At 69.4% G+C, this 17,022-nt stretch carries 18 protein-coding genes; 14 read left to right on the forward strand and 4 right to left on the reverse strand.

From position 1 onward, the window contains the following. Positions 1-37: 37 nt before the first annotated feature. Complete coding sequence (locus ACFV6H_RS16735) at positions 38-823, reverse strand: IclR family transcriptional regulator (RefSeq protein ID WP_256098137.1); 786 nt, start codon at positions 821-823, stop codon at positions 38-40. Positions 824-981: 158 nt separating this feature from the next. Between ACFV6H_RS16735 and ACFV6H_RS16740 the strand changes: the two genes are divergently transcribed. The 5 genes from ACFV6H_RS16740 to ACFV6H_RS16760 all read left to right on the forward strand — a co-directional run bounded on the left by ACFV6H_RS16740 (position 982) and on the right by ACFV6H_RS16760 (position 5,752). Continuing rightward, entirely contained in the window at positions 982-2,370 is a 1,389-nt protein-coding gene (locus ACFV6H_RS16740; RefSeq protein WP_385542281.1) for an ABC transporter substrate-binding protein, read from the forward strand. Next, a complete protein-coding gene (locus ACFV6H_RS16745; protein WP_385542284.1) occupies positions 2,367-3,326 on the forward strand; it encodes a carbohydrate ABC transporter permease in 960 nt (319 codons plus the stop codon). The genes ACFV6H_RS16740 and ACFV6H_RS16745 overlap by 4 nt, the downstream gene beginning before the upstream one ends. Before the next feature lie 16 nt (positions 3,327-3,342). Continuing rightward, a complete protein-coding gene (locus tag ACFV6H_RS16750) occupies positions 3,343-4,251 on the forward strand; it encodes a carbohydrate ABC transporter permease (protein ID WP_385542286.1) in 909 nt (302 codons plus the stop codon). Then, a complete protein-coding gene (locus ACFV6H_RS16755; protein WP_385542288.1) occupies positions 4,251-5,138 on the forward strand; it encodes an NAD-dependent epimerase/dehydratase family protein in 888 nt (295 codons plus the stop codon). Before ACFV6H_RS16750 ends, ACFV6H_RS16755 begins: the two co-directional genes overlap by 1 nt. A gap of 65 nt (positions 5,139-5,203) precedes the next feature. Then, complete coding sequence (locus tag ACFV6H_RS16760; protein WP_093601440.1) at positions 5,204-5,752, forward strand: GNAT family N-acetyltransferase; 549 nt, start codon at positions 5,204-5,206, stop codon at positions 5,750-5,752. A 77-nt stretch (positions 5,753-5,829) separates the two neighbouring features. Here ACFV6H_RS16760 and ACFV6H_RS16765 read toward each other — a convergent pair whose 3' ends face one another. Continuing rightward, entirely contained in the window at positions 5,830-6,513 is a 684-nt protein-coding gene (locus ACFV6H_RS16765; protein ID WP_093601438.1) for a glycerophosphodiester phosphodiesterase family protein, read from the reverse strand. 279 nt (positions 6,514-6,792) lie between these two features. Between ACFV6H_RS16765 and ACFV6H_RS16770 the strand changes: the two genes are divergently transcribed. From ACFV6H_RS16770 to ACFV6H_RS16785, 4 genes are all read left to right on the forward strand, one after another. Then, positions 6,793-8,205, forward strand: a complete 1,413-nt coding sequence (locus ACFV6H_RS16770; protein ID WP_385542291.1) for a DUF6421 family protein — start codon at positions 6,793-6,795, stop codon at positions 8,203-8,205. A 26-nt stretch (positions 8,206-8,231) separates the two neighbouring features. Then, positions 8,232-9,005, forward strand: coding sequence for an SDR family NAD(P)-dependent oxidoreductase (locus ACFV6H_RS16775; protein ID WP_385542560.1), 774 nt, complete (start codon positions 8,232-8,234; stop codon positions 9,003-9,005). Continuing rightward, complete coding sequence (locus ACFV6H_RS16780) at positions 8,984-10,069, forward strand: threonine aldolase family protein (protein ID WP_385542293.1); 1,086 nt, start codon at positions 8,984-8,986, stop codon at positions 10,067-10,069. Before ACFV6H_RS16775 ends, ACFV6H_RS16780 begins: the two co-directional genes overlap by 22 nt. A 115-nt stretch (positions 10,070-10,184) precedes the next feature. Continuing rightward, positions 10,185-10,877 carry a B3/4 domain-containing protein gene (locus tag ACFV6H_RS16785; RefSeq protein ID WP_385542295.1) on the forward strand — a complete coding sequence of 231 codons (693 nt, stop codon included), beginning with the start codon at positions 10,185-10,187 and terminating at the stop codon, positions 10,875-10,877. Between the two features lie 109 nt (positions 10,878-10,986). Here ACFV6H_RS16785 and ACFV6H_RS16790 read toward each other — a convergent pair whose 3' ends face one another. Further along, on the reverse strand, positions 10,987-11,715 hold the full coding sequence (locus ACFV6H_RS16790) for a lysophospholipid acyltransferase family protein (RefSeq protein WP_384978006.1): 729 nt from the start codon (positions 11,713-11,715) through the stop codon (positions 10,987-10,989). Between the two features lie 142 nt (positions 11,716-11,857). Next, on the reverse strand, positions 11,858-12,274 hold the full coding sequence (locus ACFV6H_RS16795; RefSeq protein ID WP_384978008.1) for a DUF4395 domain-containing protein: 417 nt from the start codon (positions 12,272-12,274) through the stop codon (positions 11,858-11,860). Between the two features lie 119 nt (positions 12,275-12,393). Here ACFV6H_RS16795 and ACFV6H_RS16800 point away from each other — a divergent pair, with 119 nt between their 5' ends. From ACFV6H_RS16800 to ACFV6H_RS16820, 5 genes are all read left to right on the forward strand, one after another. Continuing rightward, positions 12,394-12,807 (forward strand): TlpA family protein disulfide reductase, encoded by a 414-nt coding sequence (locus tag ACFV6H_RS16800; RefSeq protein WP_384978472.1) that lies wholly within the window; start codon positions 12,394-12,396, stop codon positions 12,805-12,807. Between the two features lie 178 nt (positions 12,808-12,985). Further along, positions 12,986-13,492: a flavin reductase family protein gene (locus ACFV6H_RS16805; protein WP_385542297.1), complete on the forward strand. Its 507-nt coding sequence runs from the start codon at positions 12,986-12,988 to the stop codon at positions 13,490-13,492. A gap of 217 nt (positions 13,493-13,709) precedes the next feature. Next, entirely contained in the window at positions 13,710-14,504 is a 795-nt protein-coding gene (locus ACFV6H_RS16810) for an electron transfer flavoprotein subunit beta/FixA family protein (protein ID WP_385542299.1), read from the forward strand. A 72-nt stretch (positions 14,505-14,576) separates the two neighbouring features. Further along, positions 14,577-15,539 (forward strand): electron transfer flavoprotein subunit alpha/FixB family protein, encoded by a 963-nt coding sequence (locus tag ACFV6H_RS16815; RefSeq protein WP_385542301.1) that lies wholly within the window; start codon positions 14,577-14,579, stop codon positions 15,537-15,539. Between the two features lie 177 nt (positions 15,540-15,716). Continuing rightward, on the forward strand, positions 15,717-17,021 hold the full coding sequence (locus ACFV6H_RS16820; RefSeq protein WP_385542303.1) for a DUF6986 family protein: 1,305 nt from the start codon (positions 15,717-15,719) through the stop codon (positions 17,019-17,021). The last annotated feature ends 1 nt before the right edge of the window (position 17,022 follow it).

Raw genomic sequence — 17,022 nt, forward strand, 5'->3', positions numbered from 1 at the left:
GACTCTACCAAATATCGCTCGGAGCCTTCAGCGGTCCTCAGTGCTGTCCGAGCCGTTTGAGCAGAGTGCCCAGCGAGTGGGCCGCCTCGGTGACCGCGCGGGCGACCTCCTCGGCGCGGGCGTCGTCCATCCGGCTCTTGGGCGCCGAGCAGCTGATCGCGTCGCCGCCGCCGTGGCCGGTGCCGAGCGCCACGGCGACACACCGTATGTCGGGCGAGTTCTCGCCGTCGTCCATCGCCCATCCGCGCAGCCGTGCCTCGGCGAGCTGGGACAGCAGCGACTCGGGATCGGTGACGGTGTCCGGAGTGAGCCGTTCCAGCGGCCAGTTGAGCCGCATCCGCACCTCGGCCGCGTCGTACTGGGAGAGCATCGCCTTGCCCAGCGCGGTGGCGTGCGCCGGGAGTCTGCGGCCCACCGCCGAGTACATCCGCAGCGCGTGCCGCGACTCGCGTTTGGCCAGGTAGACGACGTCCGTACCGTCGAGCCTGCCGAGGTGCACCGACTCGCCCGTCTCCTCGGCGAGCGCGTCGAGCACCGGTCCCGCGAGGCTCGCCACATCGTCGCCCTCCAGATAGGCAGTGCCCGTCAACAGGGCTTTGAGACCGAGGCTGTAGCGGGTGCCCGACGCGTCGAGATCCACCCAGTGGCGTGCCTCCATCGTGCGGAGGATCGCGTGCAGACTGCTCTTGGGTACAGCCATGGCGCCGGCCATCTCGGCCAGCGAGAGCCGGGCGCCCTCCGCACCGAGCAGTTCGAGCACCTCCAGTACCCGAGCGGCGGACTTGACCTCTTCGGGCTTGCGCCCGCGCGCTGCTGCTGCCACCGATTCCACGGAACCTCCGCTTCCCGCACCGGCGCCCCTCGGCGATCCGGTCAGCACGAAATCTCGACGTGCGTCTTGACGCTATATCACCCCGACCATAAGTTCAGTCACTCCAACGTCATTCGGCCTTCTGAACGGTTGATCCTTAGGTAGGGGCGATGCGCATACCATTTTCGCGGAATGTCCGGCTCGCGGCGGTCGCCGCGGCGACCGCGCTCTCACTGACCACCCTCGCCGCCTGCGGCGGATCGTCCGACTCCGGCGGAGACTCCGCCTCACTGGAGATGTGGACCTTCAAACAGTCCCATGTCGGCGCGTTGCGCAACGCGGCGGCCGAGTTCAAGAAGCAGACCGGTATCACGGTCAAGGTCGAGGCGTACACGCCCGACGACGCGTACCAGACCAAGGTGCAGAGCGCGGCGAAGACCGGCGATCTGCCGGATGTGCTCGAAGTGCACTCCGACGGCGAGGACCGCGTCTTCGGCGCGGCCGGGATCCTCGCCGACATCAGCGACGACTTCAAGGGCGAGTGGGCCGGCCGTATCCAGCAGCCCGTACAGCAGTCCGGACTCGTCACCGAACAGCGCTTCAAGGACGCGCAGCCCGAGACCGCCAGGGACCACGGCATCGAGAAGGGCGCCCGCTACAGCGTGCCGCTCACCGTGGGCACCTTCGGCATCGTCTACGCCAACAAGAAGATGCTGGCCGAGGCGGGCATCACCGAACCTCCGGCCGACTGGGCCGGATTCCTCGACGCGCTCAAGGCCACCACGGCCAAGAATCCGACCACCGGAGGTCTCGCCCTCGGCCTCAAGATCCAGGCCACCGGACTGACCTGGGTCCTCCAGCCGCTCGCCTTCAGCCAGCTCGGACAGCAGGGATACGAGGCCCTCTTCGGCCAGGACGAGAGTGCGGACTTCGCCTCGCCCAACGGGATCAAGGTGCTGAGCCTGTACGACCAGCTCACGCCGTACTGGATGCCGGGCACCCAGAGCCTCACCATCGACGAGGCCGACCAGGCCTTCGCCCAGGGCAAGGCAGCCTTCGACGTCGGCGGCACCTTCACTCTGGCCTTCCTCCAGCAGAACGGGATGAGCCCCGACGACGTACTCGCGTTCGCACTGCCCTCCCTGAAGGACGGCGCCGTACCGGACCGCGCGCTCGGCCCGCTCGCGCTCACCGGTCTGAGCGTCTCCGCGACCAGCGACCAGCCCGGCAACGCCAAGAAGTGGATGGAGTTCCTCTCCACACAGAAGACCGCCGCGCAGTTCGCCAAGGACGCCTCCGACGTACCGGCCACCGAACTCGGCGCGGACTCCGCCACCGTTCTCGGCCCGGCGCTCTCCGCCATGGTCGACAGCTTCAAGGGCACGCCGCAGAACACCTACGATCCCAACCGCGGCAATGAGTTCCGCGCGCCCGGCTACGAACAAGACGACGCCGGCGCGATCCTCGCCGATCTCACGCCTCTCAAGCAGCAGTCCGTCGAGGAGACGGCCAAGAAGCTCCGTGAGCTGAACGCCGCCTACTGGGCGGCGGCACGGTGACAACGGCTCCCGGCGCGGTGACGGAGGCGCCGGCGGCAGAAGGCACGCGCCGCCGGCGCCCGCGTTCGTACGAGACGCTCACCGGGTATCTCTTCGTCGGCCCCGCCGTGGTCCTGTTCTGTGTCATGGGCCTGTACACGGTCGGCTATGGCCTCGCGCTCAGCTTCGCCACCTGGAACGGCTTCACTCCGAACTGGAAGTGGGTCGGCCTCGACAACTACGCCGATCTGCTCTGGCGCAGCCCGGTCTACGCGCCGCGGGCACGGCGCGCGGCGCTGAACACGCTCTGGGTCATGATCGCGGCACCGGCCCTGACCGTCGCGGTCTCCTTTCCGCTGGCCGTACTGCTCAACCGGATCAAGCGGTTCCGGTCGGTGCTGCGTTCGGTGTACTTCCTGCCGTATGTCACCAGCGGAGTCGCGGTCTTCTTCGCCTGGCAGTACATCCTCCAGCCGGACGGCGCCGTCAACATCCTGCTCGACAGCCTGGGCCTGGGCTCGCTCCAGCAGCCGCAGGGCTGGCTCGGCAATCCCTCCACCGCCCTGCCCACCATGATCGTGGTGACGGTCTGGGGACAGGTCCCGGTCGCGATGCTGCTCTATCTCACCGGACTTCAGGGCATCGACCGCAGTGTGCTGGAGGCGGCGGAGCTGGACGGCGCCGGCTGGTGGCGTACCAACGTCTCGGTGGTGTGGCCTCTGGTGCGGCCCATCACCGCCGTGGTGGTGCTGCTCAATCTGAGGGAGTCGCTCCAGGGCTTCCAGACCTTCCTGGTGATGACCAACGGCGGCCCGGGCGACCACACCAATGTGCTGGGACTGGAGGCGTACCGCCTCGCGTTCATGAAGAACCTCTCGCCCACCCTGGGGCTCGCCAGCGCGCTCGGCTGGATCCTGTTCGCCGCCGCCGTGGTTCTCGCCCTGATCAATCTGCGCGCGCTGCGGAGCAGAACATGACATCGCGGAGCACGACATGACATCGACATCTCTCACAGCGCGAACTTCCAAGGCGCGAACTCTCAACGCGCGCACCGGTCCGCCCGGCGAACGCGCCGCCCGCACCCGCCGACTGGTCGCCCGCACCGTCGTCGGCGTCCTGCTCGCGCTGTACGGACTCGTCAGCGTCTACCCGTTCCTCTGGATGGTGTCGGCGGCCTTCAAGGACCGGATCGAGGTCGTACGCGGCGGACATCTCATCCCGGACAACCCGACGCTCGACACGCTTGTCGACACCTGGAACAAGCTGCACTTCTTCGACTTCTTCCTGAACAGCCTGCTGGTCACGGGCTACACCGTGGTATTGACACTGGTGATCTACGCGGCGGCCGGCTACGCCTTCGCCGTACTGCGCTTTCCCGGCCGGAGCGCCCTCCAGAAGCTCTTCGTCTCGCTGCTGTTCGTCCCGGCCATCACGGTGATGCTGCCGATCGTGATGCTGGAGAACAAGATGGGCATCCTCGGTACGCACTTCGGACTGGTGCTGCCCTTCGTCAACGGCGGTGCTCCGCTGTCGATCCTGCTGATGACCGGAGCCTTCATGGCCGTACCGGGCGAGCTGCGCGACTCCGCGCGTGTCGACGGCGCGAGCGAACTGCGTATCTTCACCGGCGTCTATCTGCCACTGGCCAGGCCCGCGCTGATCACGGTGGCCCTGCTGACGGCGATCCCGACCTGGAACGAGTTCCTGCTCACCCGGGTCTCGCTCAACGATCCGTCCACCTACACCCTGCCGCTGGGCCTCCAGACGCTCTCGGCGGAGAACGTGCCGCACTACAACAATCTGATGGCGGGCGCGCTCATCGTGGTCATCCCGGTGATCCTGCTCTTCCTCAGTCTCCAGCGGTACTTCGTCAACGGACTGGTCGGGGCGGTGAAGGGCTGATGCGCGTACTGGTCACCGGAGCCGCCGGGCATATCGGACGGTTCGTGCTGGACGATCTGCTGGCCCGGGGCCATCAGGTCGTCGCCACCGATCTGCTCCCGGTGGACGAGCCGCGCGCCGAGGCCGTCCACACCGGTGATCTCCGCGATCCCGATCTGGTGCGCAAGGCGATGGACGGAGCCGAGGCCGTCGTCCATCTCGGTGCGATCCCGCATCCCAATGTGGACGACGCGAGCGATCTCTTCGCCACCAACTGTCTGACCGCGCACCGGGTGCTGGACGAGGCCGGACGCGGCGGTGTCCGCCGGGTGGTGGCCGCCTCCAGCATGGCGGCCGTCGGACTCGCCTGGTCGCCGGTGCCGCAGTCGCCGCGGTACGTCCCGCTGGACGAGGAGCATCCGACGCTCGTCCAGGATCCCTACGGACTGTCGAAGATCGTCCTGGAGGAGACGGCCCGCGCCGTCCACCGGCGCCACGGGACGGACATCGTGTGTCTGCGGCTGCCCTTCACCGGGACCGGAGAGCGGCTCATGCGCCAGTTCGACGCCGTACGGGCCGATCCCGCGGCGCACCGGATGGATCTGTGGGGCTGGCTGGACACCCGGGACGCGGCCGAGGCCGTCCGGCGCGCGCTGGAGACCGAGCTGTCCGGCTGCCATGTGCTCAATGTGGCCGCGCGTGACACCAGCTCACCGCTGCCGACCGCCGAGCTGATGGCGCGCCACCATCCGGGCGTGCCCGTCTTCGCCGAGCTGGCGGGCCATGACTCGCTGTTCGACACCGGAGCCTGTGCCCGGCTCCTCGGGTTCGTACCGCGCTACGGGCGTCCGCTCGCGGGAGCGGATCCCGGCCCACCACCCGGGGGCGCCCGTACGGGTCCGGGTTAGGCTGCGGACGTCTTCAGTACGTCCTCAGAGCGACGCCGCACGACCGGATACGGAGAACGCGCACCATGGACACCGCCTCGCGCCCCACCGGCGAACTCACCTACCGGGACGCCACGGCGGCCGACACCGAGGCGCTCGTCGCCCTCATCGAGTCGGCCTATCGCGGCGACAGCAGCCGTACGGGATGGACGACCGAGGCGGACATCCTGGAGGGCCAGCGGACCGATCCGCAGGGCGTGCTGGAGGTCATCGAGGCGCCGGGCAGCCGGCTGCTGGCGGTCGAGCGCGACGGCGGGCTGATCGCCTGCTGCCAGCTCGAACACCGCGGTGAGGCCGCCTACTTCGGGATGTTCGCCGTACTGCCCGGTGCACAGGGCGGAGGTCTCGGACGGCGGATCATCGCCGAGGCGGAGCGCGTCGCGCGGGAGACCTGGGGCGTCCGTGAGATGCATATGACCGTGATCACGGTCCGCGAGGAACTGATCGCCTGGTACGAGCGGCGCGGCTACCGCCGTACGGGAAAGCTCTTCCCGTTCCCGTACGGCGACGAGCGCTTCGGTATCCCGCAGCGCGACGATCTCGCGTTCGAGCTGCTGGTCAAGCCGCTGGTCTGAGACCGCGCGGCCCGGGACCGTACGTGGCGTACGCAGCCCGGGACCGCGCGCCCGGCCTGTGACCCGGGCGCCGTGGCTCAGGCCGTGAACCGGCCGGTCCGCCGGATCTCCGGGAGGTCGGTGGTCACCGCGTCCAGCTCGAAGGCCCGCGCGAGCCGGAGCTGATCCTGTGTGTTCACCACCCAGCCGATCACCCGCAGCCCTCTGTCGTGCGCGCGCTCCACGACCTCCAGCGTCAGTCTGCGGATGTTCAGGGCCAGTGAGGCGGCGCCCACCGCCTCGGCCCGGTCCACCACGTCCGCGCCCCAGCGGCTCGCGATCAGCACCGTCCGTACGCCGGGCACCAGCGCCGCGATCTCGGCGACCGCCGCGTCGTGGAACGACGACACCTCGACGCGCCCGGTCAGCCCGCGCCGGTGCATCACCTCGGCCAGCGCCCGCGCCGCGGCCACATCCTTGATCTCGGCCTGGAGCGGCGACCGTACGGCGTCCAGGACCTCCTCGAAGACCGGGATCCGCTCGCCGTCGCCCGCGTCCAGCTCCCGCAGCTCGGCCAGGGTCCGGTCGGCGATGGCGCCCGTGCCGTCGGTCGTACGGTCCACTTCGGTGTCATGCATCACGACGAGCGCGCCGTCCTTGCTCAGATGCAGATCCAGCTCGATGGCGTCCATGCCGGCGTGCTCGGCCCGTACGAAGGAACGCAGGGTGTTCTCCGGTGCGACACCCATCACTCCACGATGACCGATGGTCTGGAAAGTCAAGGTTCGTCTCGCTTCCGTCGACTGCGGCTCTAGCGCGGCACTCTAGTGGCCGGTCACGAGATGGGAACCCGTCGCGCACCGGCGAGCCGCCTCGGCGAGCGGTGGCCCGCCCAGTCCCGGTGCGGCACGATGGAAGTGTGTGTCCTACCTCATTACGGCAGGAAAAACAGCGGTGACCATGGGGGGTCCGCAGGATAATTTGTCACAGCCGTTCTTGTACGGCGGAACAAGAGACCTATACGGTGTCTTGACGCCAAGATCTCGCGTGGAGGAAGTGACATGACGGAAATTCTTGCGCAGGACACCGCACCCGGCACAAGCCGTGCTGTCGGTGCCGTCGGCGCTGATCGAGTGGTCGAGCATCCTGCCTGGGCACAGCTCAAGAACGCCGTCGAGGAGATCCGCCCGTGGCAGTCCAAGGACGGCTCGATCGACTTCGACGCCGAGGGCGCTCCGGCGCGCGGGATTGTCGAGGTGGCGCTCGACCGCGTGACCTCCGCCGTCGAACAGCTCTCCCCGCTGCTGCCGCACGACGCCGCGTACCACCGGGCGCTCGTCGCCGACCTCCGCAAGTGGGCCGACAGCGCCTTCGACGTTCCCGACTTCCTGGACTCGCTGCTCGCCTTCCAGCCCGCGGCCGACCGGCGGGACGGTCTCCAGCATCTCGCCGTCTTCCCCATGTACACGCAGAACGGCAATCCCGACCGCAATCTCGAAGCCGTCGTGCTGCGGATGGTCTGGCCCGAGTGGCTGGCCGAGCTGGAGCGCACGCGCTACGACAACCCGCTCTTCTGCGGAATCACCTTCGAGGACTTCACCGCCGGCTACGACACCAACTCCGCGGTGTTCTTCCCGGAGACCATCGCCGTGCGCGAGGCTCCCGAGCGGTTCACCTGGGGCGGGATCTTCTGCGACCGCGAGGCCGCCCGCTTCCGCCGTGTCACCGAGGCCGCCGTACGCACCCTCGGCGTCGAACTGCCCGACGACATCACCGAGATGGTCGCCGACCAGGACCGCTGCCAGCAGGCCTTCGTGCTCTGGGACATGATCCACGACCGTACGCACAGCCATGGCGATCTGCCGTTCGACCCGTTCATGATCAAGCAGCGCCAGCCGTTCTGGATGTACGGGCTGGAGGAGCTGCGCTGCGATCTCACCGCGTTCCGCGAGGCGGTACGGCTGGAGGCCGATGGCGTGGCGCAGGGCCGCGACGTCCAGTACGCCGTGCTCTTCGACCGGATGTTCCGCTTCCCGGTCACCGGCGCGCGCGTACGGAACTACGACGGCCTCGGCGGCCAGTTGCTCTTCGCCTATCTCCACCAGCACGAGGTGCTGCGCTGGACCGACAACACCCTGCGTATCGACTGGGAGCGCGCTCCCGGCGTCACCAACCAGCTCTGCTCCGAGATCGAGGACCTCTACCGGGCCGGTATCGACCGTCCCAAACTGGTCCACTGGTTCGCGGCGTACGAACTCGTCTCGGCGTATCTCTCCCCGCATCCCGGCTCCCGCTGGGCCAAGGGCCCCGACGCGCTCGATCTGTCACAGCCGCCCCGTAAGCTCGTGGACGACGTGCTGCCGGACGAGTTTCCGCTCAGCATGTTCTACGAGGCGCTTGCCAAGAAGCTCAAGAACGTGATCGCCTCCACCAAGGGAATCACCGCCACGAGCACCGAGCGGATGGCCGCGTGACCACTCAGCCGCAGGAGGCGACGAGCATGCACAAGAGCGGCGGGAACGGCGGTACGGGCGGCGGCGCGCTGGACGGCGCGGTTGTCGCGGTCGCGGGAGCGGCAGGACCGGCGGGCCGCGCCGCCCTGCTGCGGCTGGCCGAGGCGGGCGCCGTCGTCGTCGCGGCCGACGCGGATCCGGCACGGCTGGCGGAAGCCGTCGACGCCGCCCGTTACGCGCACGGCGGAGCCACGGTCACCGGGGACACCGTCGATCTGCTCGATCTCGACGCCACGCGCCTCTGGGCGGCCAAGACCGAGAAGGAGTTCGGCCGGATCGACGGACTGGTCCATCTCGTGGGCGGCTGGCGCGGCAGCGCCTCTTTCGCCGAGACCGACCTCGCCGACTGGGGGGTGCTGGAGAAGCTGCTGATCCGTACGGTCCAGCACACCTCACTCGCCTTCCACGACGGTCTGCTGCGCAGCGACCGCGGCCGGTTCCTGCTGATCAGCGCCGCGGGCGCGAGCAGGCCCACCGCGGGCAACGCCGCGTACGCCGCGGCCAAGTCCGCCGCCGAGGCCTGGACGCTGGCGCTGGCCGACGCTTTCCGTAAGGCGGGGGGCGAGGAGGGACCGCGCGCGGCGGCTGCCATCCTGGTGATCAAGGCGCTGGTGCACGACGCGCTGCGCGCCGAGCGCCCGAACGCCAAATTCGCGGGCTTCACAGATGTCACGGTGCTGGCCGAGGCCATCGCCGCGGTCTGGGAGCGGCCCGCCAGGGAAGTGAATGGAAAGCGCCTGTGGCTGACTCCCGAGCCGTGAGCCGTACGACGGACGCCCGCCGGCACCACGATCCCGAGGTGCGCGGCTTCGCCAGTGACAACTACGCCGGCGCCCATCCCGAGATCCTCGCCGCCCTCGCCGTCGCCAACGGAGGCCATCAGGTCTCCTACGGCGACGACGACTACACCGATCATCTCCAGCGGATCATGCACAGCCACTTCGGGCAGAGCGCGGAGGCCTTTCCGGTCTTCAACGGCACCGGCGCCAATGTGGTGGCACTCCAGGCGCTCACCGACCGCTGGGGCGCGGTGATCTGCGCCGAGTCGGCGCATATCAATGTGGACGAGTGCGGCGCGCCCGAACGGGTCGGCGGCCTCAAGCTGCTGACCGTACCCACACCCGACGGCAAGCTCACGCCCGAGCTGATCGACCGGCAGGCATGGGGCTGGGAGGACGAGCACCGGGCCATGCCCCAGGTCGTGTCGATCACCCAGAACACCGAGCTGGGCACGGTCTACACGCCCGACGAGATCCGGGCCATCTGCGCACACGCCCATGAGCGCGGCATGAAGGTGCATCTCGACGGCGCGCGCATAGCCAACGCGGCGGCATCCCTGGACGTCCCGATGCGCACCTTCACCAATGCCGTCGGTGTGGATGTCCTCTCGTACGGCGGCACGAAGAACGGCATGCTCTTCGGCGAGGCCGTGGTCGTCCTCAACCCGGACGCCGTACGGGCGATGAAGCATCTGCGCAAGCTGTCGATGCAGCTCGCGTCCAAGATGCGCTTCGTATCGGTGCAGTTGGAGGCGCTGCTCGCGGGCGATCTGTGGCTCCGCAACGCCCGGCACAGCAATGCGATGGCGCAGCGGCTCGCGGAGGGCGTGCGCGCGGTGGACGGTGTGGAGATCCTCCACCCCGTCCAGGCCAACGCGGTCTTCGCCCGGCTGCCGCACGAGGTCAGCGTGCGGCTCCAGCGGCGCTTCCGGTTCTACTTCTGGGACGAGAAGGCCGGGGATGTCCGCTGGATGTGCGCCTTCGACACGACCGAGGACGACGTGGACGCGTTTGTGCAGGCGCTGAAGGAAGAGGTGGCCGCATAGCCGGGACGGGGACTGGGACCGGGGCCGGGCCGTACGGCCGGAGTGTAATAGGGTGGACCATTCGGTACTCTATGGTGCACTGCATTCGCTCCGGAACCTTGAGGCACCACAGACCATGACACTGACGCTCACCGTGTCGGACGAGGTACGCACCCTCGCGCCCGGCTTCACCCATCTCGCCGTCGAAGCCCATGGCCTGGTGAACGGCCCCAACACCGACGGCAGTTCGGCCCTGCTGGACGACGCGGCCCGGCGGCTCGCCGACCGGCTCGGAGGGCGCGCGCCGCACGAGGATCCGCATCTGGCCGCCTGGCGCGAGACGTACACCGCCTTCGGCGCCAAGCCGTCCCGGACCCGCAACTCCGCGGAGGCCCTGGCCAAGCGCGCCCTGTCCGGCTCCGGGCTGCCGCGGATCAATCTGCTGGTCGATCTCTACAACGCCGTGAGCGTCGCTCATCTCATCCCGGTGGGCGGCGAGGACACGGACCGTATCGTCGGCGGTATGCGGCTCGTACGCGCCACCGGCGACGAGCCGTTCGCGACGGTCGCGGGCGGCGAACCGGCGGTGGAACATCCCGAGCCCGGCGAGGTCGTCTGGCGTGACGACGAGGGCGTCACCTGCCGCCGCTGGAACTGGCGTCAGGGCGTCCGTACGAGGCTCACCGAGGAGTCGGTGAACGCGGTCTTCCTGCTGGAGCGCCTTGCGCCCATGACGCTCGCCGAACTCGACACGGCCGGTGCCGAACTCGCCGAGTCACTGGAGAAACTGAGCCCGGGAGCGCGCATCACGGTCCATCCGGCGGGCTGACGGGCGACGGACGCGGGGCCGGTTGTCGTACGTACGGCCTTCGGAACCGCCACGCGTGGCGGTTCCGTTCCGTCGGCAGGTCGGCAGTGACGTTTCGGCCGGAGCCGGCTCAGCTCGTTTCCAGCTCGCGGGCCTCGGCCGGTGTCGGCGCCGTACCGCCCAGATGCGTCGGCACCCACCAGGTGTCGTGCGCGTCCCTGGGACGCACCGGATACGCGCGCTGCGCCGCCTCCAGCAGATCCTGCACCCGGTCCCGCAGCCGCCGGGTGATCGCGCCCGCGTACTGGTCCGCCGCGGCCTCCACCTGCTCGCCGATCCGCATCGTCACCGGGATGTGGCTGCGCCTGAAGTTACGCGGACGGCCCTTCGTCCACAGCCGCTGGGTGCCCCACAGCGCCATCGGGATCAGCGGCACGCCGGCCTCCTGCGCCAGCCGTGCCGCACCCGACTTGAAGCTCTTCAGTGTGAAGGACTGCGAGATGGTCGCCTCGGGGAAGACTCCGACGATCTCGCCCGAGCGCAGCGAGTCCAGCGCGTGGGCGTACGCCTGCTCGCCCTGCTTGCGGTCGACCGGAATGTGCTTCATCCCGCGCATCAAAGGCCCCGAGACCTTGTGCCGGAAGACCGACTCCTTCGCCATGAAGCGCACCAGACGCTTCTGCGGCAGTGCGGCCAGTCCGGTGAAGATGAAGTCCAGATAGCTGATGTGGTTACTGACGAGCACGGCGCCGCCGGTGCGCGGGATGTGCTCCGAACCCTGCGTGTCGATCTTCAGGTCCAGCGCCTTGAACATCGTGCGGGCGGCGCCGATGACCGGTCGATAGACGAGCTCTGCCATCTGGTGGGGACCCTTCTGTTCCGGGGAGGGTTCTCCCGGCGGAAGTTACGCAGCCGTAGGTTTTCGGCATTGCGCCGATGGTGCCCCATACACGGCCCCGTGGCCAGTCCTGGTCTGCGCGCGGGGCGAGATTCTCGTCACGTCAGCGCAGCCCGGCGTTGGCCCGCCGTACCAGCAGATACATCTCGCATCCCAGGCAGTAGCCGAACGCCGCGTTGAGAAAGGCGGCGGCGAGCGCGCAGCCGGTGGCCGCGAGCCCGAGCCAGAGCGGGCCCCAGAAATAACCGACCAGCCCTATAAGGGAGAAGACCAGTCCGACCGCCTGGGCGAACCGCGGCGGCTCGGGCGACTCGAACTCCACGGGCGGTCCGATCCGCGGGCGTACGGCCGTACGGAACAGCCAGCCGTACGGTGAACGCCCTACGCCGCCCACCGCGCCCACCGCGAAGCACAGCGCCTGCCAGGCGAGCAGCGCGCCGCTGCCGGTGATCAGTACCACGGCGAGTACGAAGGTCGTGACGGCCGCGCCGAAACGCGGCCCTCTGATGTCGATGTCCATGACGTCAGCATCCCTCGCCGGAGCCGCCGTGGGACCGCGGAATATTTTGCGGTTGTGTGAACGCTGCACCCGAGGGCGCCGGTGTGGCCGGGCGCCATATCGGTGTGAGGACGGACGGGATGACGGGACTGGTGGTGTGCGCGGCGGTGCTCGCCGTGGCGAGCGCCTTCGGGCTGCTGCGCCGTCGCGTCGACGGGAGACTGAAGATGCGGGTGAAGGACGGCGAGAAGCGGCTCGGCGCCGCCGAGTTGGGCGCCGAACTGGGGGAGCGGGCCACGCTCGTCCAGTTCTCCAGCGCGTTCTGCCAGCCCTGCCGGGCGACCAGACGCACCCTCAGCGAAGTGGCGGGGATGGTCGACGGAGTCTCCCATGTCGAACTCGACGCCGAGGAGCGGCTGGAGCTCGTACGTGAGCTGGGCATCCTGAAGACGCCCACAGTGCTGGTTCTCGACGCCGCGGGCCGCATCGTGAAGCGCGCGGCCGGACAGCCGCGCAAGGCCGATGTGATCGCCGCGCTGGGCGAGGCGGTGTGAGCCACGCACTTGACTGCGCCTGCCACGCATCGTCACCCTGACGAGGTGCCCCAGGAACTCCTTCTCCATGGGCGGGTCCATGTCGACCTGGCCCGTAACGCGAGTGCGCGCTGTCCGGGCTGCTGAGCAGCCACGGATCCCGTACGTATCTCCCGCAGCCCGCCGAAGGACAATTCGAATGACGGCGACACCCGGTCTCGGCACTCCTCAGCTTGCCTCTCCCGAGCTGCTCCGCTCGGTGTTCCGCCGGCATGCGGCGGGCGTCGCGGTCATCACGGCCCAGGGCGACCGCCCGGTCGGATTCACCGCCACCTCGCTCAACTCCGCCGCCGCGGAGCCTCCGTTGGTCTCCTTCGGCGTGGGCACCTCCTCGTCGAGCTGGCCGGTCCTGGCCGAGGCCGCCCATGTCGGCGTCCATATCCTCGGTGAGCACCAGCGGGAGCTGGCCGCCACCTTCGCGCGCAGCGGCGCGGACCGCTTCGCGCCGCCCACGGCCTGGCGTACCGGACCGGAGGGCGTCCCGGTGCTCGACGGCGTCCTGGCGTGGCTGGTCTGCCGGGTGATCGCGCGCGTGCCCGCCGGGGATCACCGTCTGATGATCGCGCAGGTCGTCGTCGGCGATCCCGCGGGCTCGGGCCGGCCGCTCCTCTACCACCAGGGACGCTTCAACGCGCTGCGCGACTGACCGTTCCCGCCGTCCGTTCCCGCCGTGGCCGCAATCCCTGCTCGGGCGTTGGCAAGCTCACAGTTACAAGCGCTTGCTCAGAGGGAATCCTCTGGCTGTACTGGCGAGTAATATTGACGTCGGTGCGCCGGTCCCCCGACCGGAAACCGTCCCATAAGGCGCCTATGCTGCGTGCAACAAGGCAGCCCAGAAATGACGATGCAGTAGGAGAGCCGGCGTGAGCTTGAGGATCGTTGTCTGTGTGAAGTATGTGCCCGATGCCACCGGTGACCGGCATTTCGCGAAGGATCTGACGGTGGACCGTGAGGATGTGGACGGTCTGCTGTCGGAGCTGGACGAGTACGCGGTGGAGCAGGCGCTGCGGATCGCGGGTGACTGGGACGGTGACGGTGATGCGGAGATCACTGTGGTGACGGTGGGTCCGGAGGATGCCCGGGACGCGCTGCGCAAGGCCCTGTCCATGGGCGCGGACAAGGCCGTGCATGTCGAGGACGACGCGCTGCACGGCACCGATGCCCTCGGCACCTCCCTGGTGCTCGCCAGGGCCGTCGAGAAGACCGGCTACGACCTGGTCGTCTGCGGTATGGCCTCCACGGACGGCACGATGGGCGTGCTGCCCGCGCTCCTGGCCGAGCGGCTGGGCGTCCCGCAGGTGACGCTGCTCTCCGAGGTGTCGGTGGAGGACGGCCTGGTCAAGGGCCGCCGCGACGGCGACACCGCGAGTGAGGTGCTGGAGGCGTCCCTGCCGGCCGTCGTCTCGGTGACGGACCAGTCGGGTGAGGCGCGGTATCCGTCGTTCAAGGGGATCATGGCGGCGAAGAAGAAGCCGGTGGAGTCCTGGGACCTGGAGGATCTGGAGATCGACGCTGAGGAGGTCGGTCTGGCGGGTGCGTGGAGTGTGGTGGATGCGGCGGTGGCGCGTCCGGCCCGTACGGCGGGCACGGTGGTCAAGGACGAGGGTGAGGGCGGCAGGCAGCTCGCCGAGTTCCTCGCGGGCCAGAAGTTCATCTGAACCCCCGCACAGACCCGCGCAGACCCGACCGACCCGCCCCGCACGCTTCGTAAGCAGGAGAGAAGAAGTCCCATGGCTGAAGTTCTTGTCTATGTCGATCACGTGGACGGTGCCGTCCGCAAGCCCACCCTGGAACTGCTGACCCTGGCCCGCCGCATCGGCGAACCGGTCGCCGTCGCCCTCGGCACCGGCGCCGCAGACACCGCGCCGGTGCTCGCCGAGCACGGCGCGGTCAAGGTCCTCACCCACGACGCCGCCGAATACGCCGACTATCTGGTCGTGCCGAAGGTGGACGCCCTCCGGGCTGCCTATGACGCGGTCTCGCCCTCTACGGTGCTGCTGCCGTCGTCGGCGGAGGCCAAGGAGATCGCCGCGCGGCTCGCGGTCCGTACCGGCTCGGGCCTGATCACCGACGCCGTCGACCTGGAGGCCGGTGAGGAGGGTCCGGTGGCCACGCAGTCGGTGTTCGCCGCCGCGTTCACCACCACCTCCCGCATCACCCACGGCACCCCGGTCATCACCGTCAAGCCGAACTCGGCTCCGGTCGAGACCGCCCCCGCCGCCGGCACCGTCGAGGCGCTCTCCGTGGTCTTCTCCGCGCAGGCTGCCGGGACGAAGGTCGTCTCCCGTACGCCGCGGGAGTCGACGGGCCGCCCGGAGCTGACCGAGGCCGCGATCGTTGTTTCCGGCGGCCGTGGCGTCAACGGCGCGGAGAACTTCGCGCTCATTGAAGCCCTCGCCGACTCCCTCGGCGCCGCCGTCGGCGCCTCCCGCGCCGCCGTCGACGCCGGCTGGTACCCGCATGCCAGCCAGGTCGGCCAGACCGGCAAGAGCGTCTCCCCCCAGCTCTACATCGCCTCCGGGATCTCCGGCGCCATCCAGCACCGCGCCGGTATGCAGACCTCCAAGACGATCGTCGCCGTCAACAAGGACGCCGAAGCACCCATCTTCGACCTCGCCGACTACGGCGTGGTCGGTGACCTCTTCGAAGTCGTCCCGCAGCTCACCGAAGAGATCAAGAAGCGCAAGGGCTGACACAAGAACACAAGAACTGAGCCGCGACAGCGCGGTGCGTACGGTTCCGGGGCCGCGTGGTGATCTCCACCGCGCGGCCCCGCGCCGTCCATTGACGCGGTTCGAACCGGCCGACTAACTTCATTCAACGGATTGTTGATTCCGGAAAGCGGAAGACCGGAACGGAAGGGTGTGGTCATGGCGCGGCAGGAGAAGGTGGCCACGAGTCTCGCGGGCGCGGTCGGCGTGGACATCGGCCGCTCCCTCGCGGCGGTCGACGCCGAACTGGCCCGTCGCTATCCGGGCGATCCCGGCACCCGTCAGCCCGTCCACACCGTCTACGTGCCCGCCGACGCCTTCGACGCCGGCACGATCCGTTCCTGGGGCGACCAGGCGCTCGCCGCCCTTGACGAACACGCGCCCGACGCGCGCTCGCTGGCCCGTGCCCTGGGCCTGTCCGACGCGCTGGCGGAGCCGGTGTACGAGCGCGTACGGGCCAAGCTGGAGCGCGAGCCCGTCGAGGACCTGCGGATCGACTTCGAGGACGGCTACGGCCCGCGCCCGGACGCCGAGGAGGACGAGGCCGCGGCGCGTGCCGCCCGGCTGGTCCACGAGGCGTACGGGAACGGCACCGCCGCGCCGTACATGGGTATCCGGATGAAGTGCCTGGAGGCCGCGGTACGGGACCGGTCCATCCGGACGCTCGACATCTTCCTCACCGGGCTGACGGAGGCGGGCGGTCTGCCCGGTGGACTGGTGCTGACACTGCCGAAGGTCACCTACGCGGAGCAGGTCACCGCGATGGTGCGGCTGGCCGAGGAGTTCGAGAAGGCGCGCGGGCTGGAGCCGGGACGGCTCGGCTTCGAGATCCAGATCGAGACCAGCCAGTCCATTCTCGGAGCGGACGGCACCGCCACCGTGGCCCGGATGATCGACGCGGCGGGCGGCCGGGCCACCGCGCTGCACTACGGCACGTTCGATTACAGCGCCTGCGTCGGAGTCAGCGCCGCGTACCAGTCGAGCGACCATCCGGCCGCCGACCACGCCAAGGCCGTCATGCAGGTCGCCGCGGCGGGAACGGGCGTACGAGTCTGCGACGGCTCCACCAATGTCCTGCCGGTCGGCCCGACCGCCCAGGTCCACGAGGCGTGGCGACTGCACTACGGCCTCACCCGGCGCGCGCTCGCCCGCGCCTACTACCAGGGCTGGGACATGCATCCGGGCCACCTGCCGACGCGGTACGCCGCGGTGTACGCGTTCTACCGCGAGGGACTGGAGCCGGCCGCCGCGCGGCTGGCCGCCTACGTCGCGCGTGCGGGCGGCGACGTACTGGACGAGCCCGCCACCGCCAAGGCGCTCAGCGGCTATCTGCTGCGCGGCCTGGACTGCGGCGCGCTCGACACCGAAGAGGTGTCCGGGCTCACCGGCCTGACCCGGGCCGACCTGGAGGATTTCGCGATCCCACGCAGGGCGGCCCTGACGGTCGCGACGGAGATGCCGTAAC

The organism is Streptomyces sp. NPDC059743 (genome assembly GCF_042732975.1).
Classification (GTDB): domain Bacteria; phylum Actinomycetota; class Actinomycetes; order Streptomycetales; family Streptomycetaceae; genus Streptomyces.

Bases quoted from the DNA above. Each gene is read 5' to 3' on its own strand.
- ACFV6H_RS16740 (WP_385542281.1), top strand. From the start codon at position 982: ATGCGCATACCATTTTCGCGGAATGTCCGGCTCGCGGCGGTCGCCGCG.
- ACFV6H_RS16750 (WP_385542286.1), top strand. From the start codon at position 3,343: ATGACATCGACATCTCTCACAGCGCGAACTTCCAAGGCGCGAACTCTC.
- ACFV6H_RS16755 (WP_385542288.1), top strand. From the start codon at position 4,251: ATGCGCGTACTGGTCACCGGAGCCGCCGGGCATATCGGACGGTTCGTG.
- ACFV6H_RS16760 (WP_093601440.1), top strand. From the start codon at position 5,204: ATGGACACCGCCTCGCGCCCCACCGGCGAACTCACCTACCGGGACGCC.
- ACFV6H_RS16770 (WP_385542291.1), top strand. From the start codon at position 6,793: ATGACGGAAATTCTTGCGCAGGACACCGCACCCGGCACAAGCCGTGCT.
- ACFV6H_RS16775 (WP_385542560.1), top strand. From the start codon at position 8,232: ATGCACAAGAGCGGCGGGAACGGCGGTACGGGCGGCGGCGCGCTGGAC.
- ACFV6H_RS16785 (WP_385542295.1), top strand. From the start codon at position 10,185: ATGACACTGACGCTCACCGTGTCGGACGAGGTACGCACCCTCGCGCCC.
- ACFV6H_RS16790 (WP_384978006.1), bottom strand. From the start codon at position 11,715: ATGGCAGAGCTCGTCTATCGACCGGTCATCGGCGCCGCCCGCACGATG.
- ACFV6H_RS16795 (WP_384978008.1), bottom strand. From the start codon at position 12,274: ATGGACATCGACATCAGAGGGCCGCGTTTCGGCGCGGCCGTCACGACC.
- ACFV6H_RS16800 (WP_384978472.1), top strand. From the start codon at position 12,394: ATGACGGGACTGGTGGTGTGCGCGGCGGTGCTCGCCGTGGCGAGCGCC.
- ACFV6H_RS16805 (WP_385542297.1), top strand. From the start codon at position 12,986: ATGACGGCGACACCCGGTCTCGGCACTCCTCAGCTTGCCTCTCCCGAG.
- ACFV6H_RS16815 (WP_385542301.1), top strand. From the start codon at position 14,577: ATGGCTGAAGTTCTTGTCTATGTCGATCACGTGGACGGTGCCGTCCGC.
- ACFV6H_RS16820 (WP_385542303.1), top strand. From the start codon at position 15,717: ATGGCGCGGCAGGAGAAGGTGGCCACGAGTCTCGCGGGCGCGGTCGGC.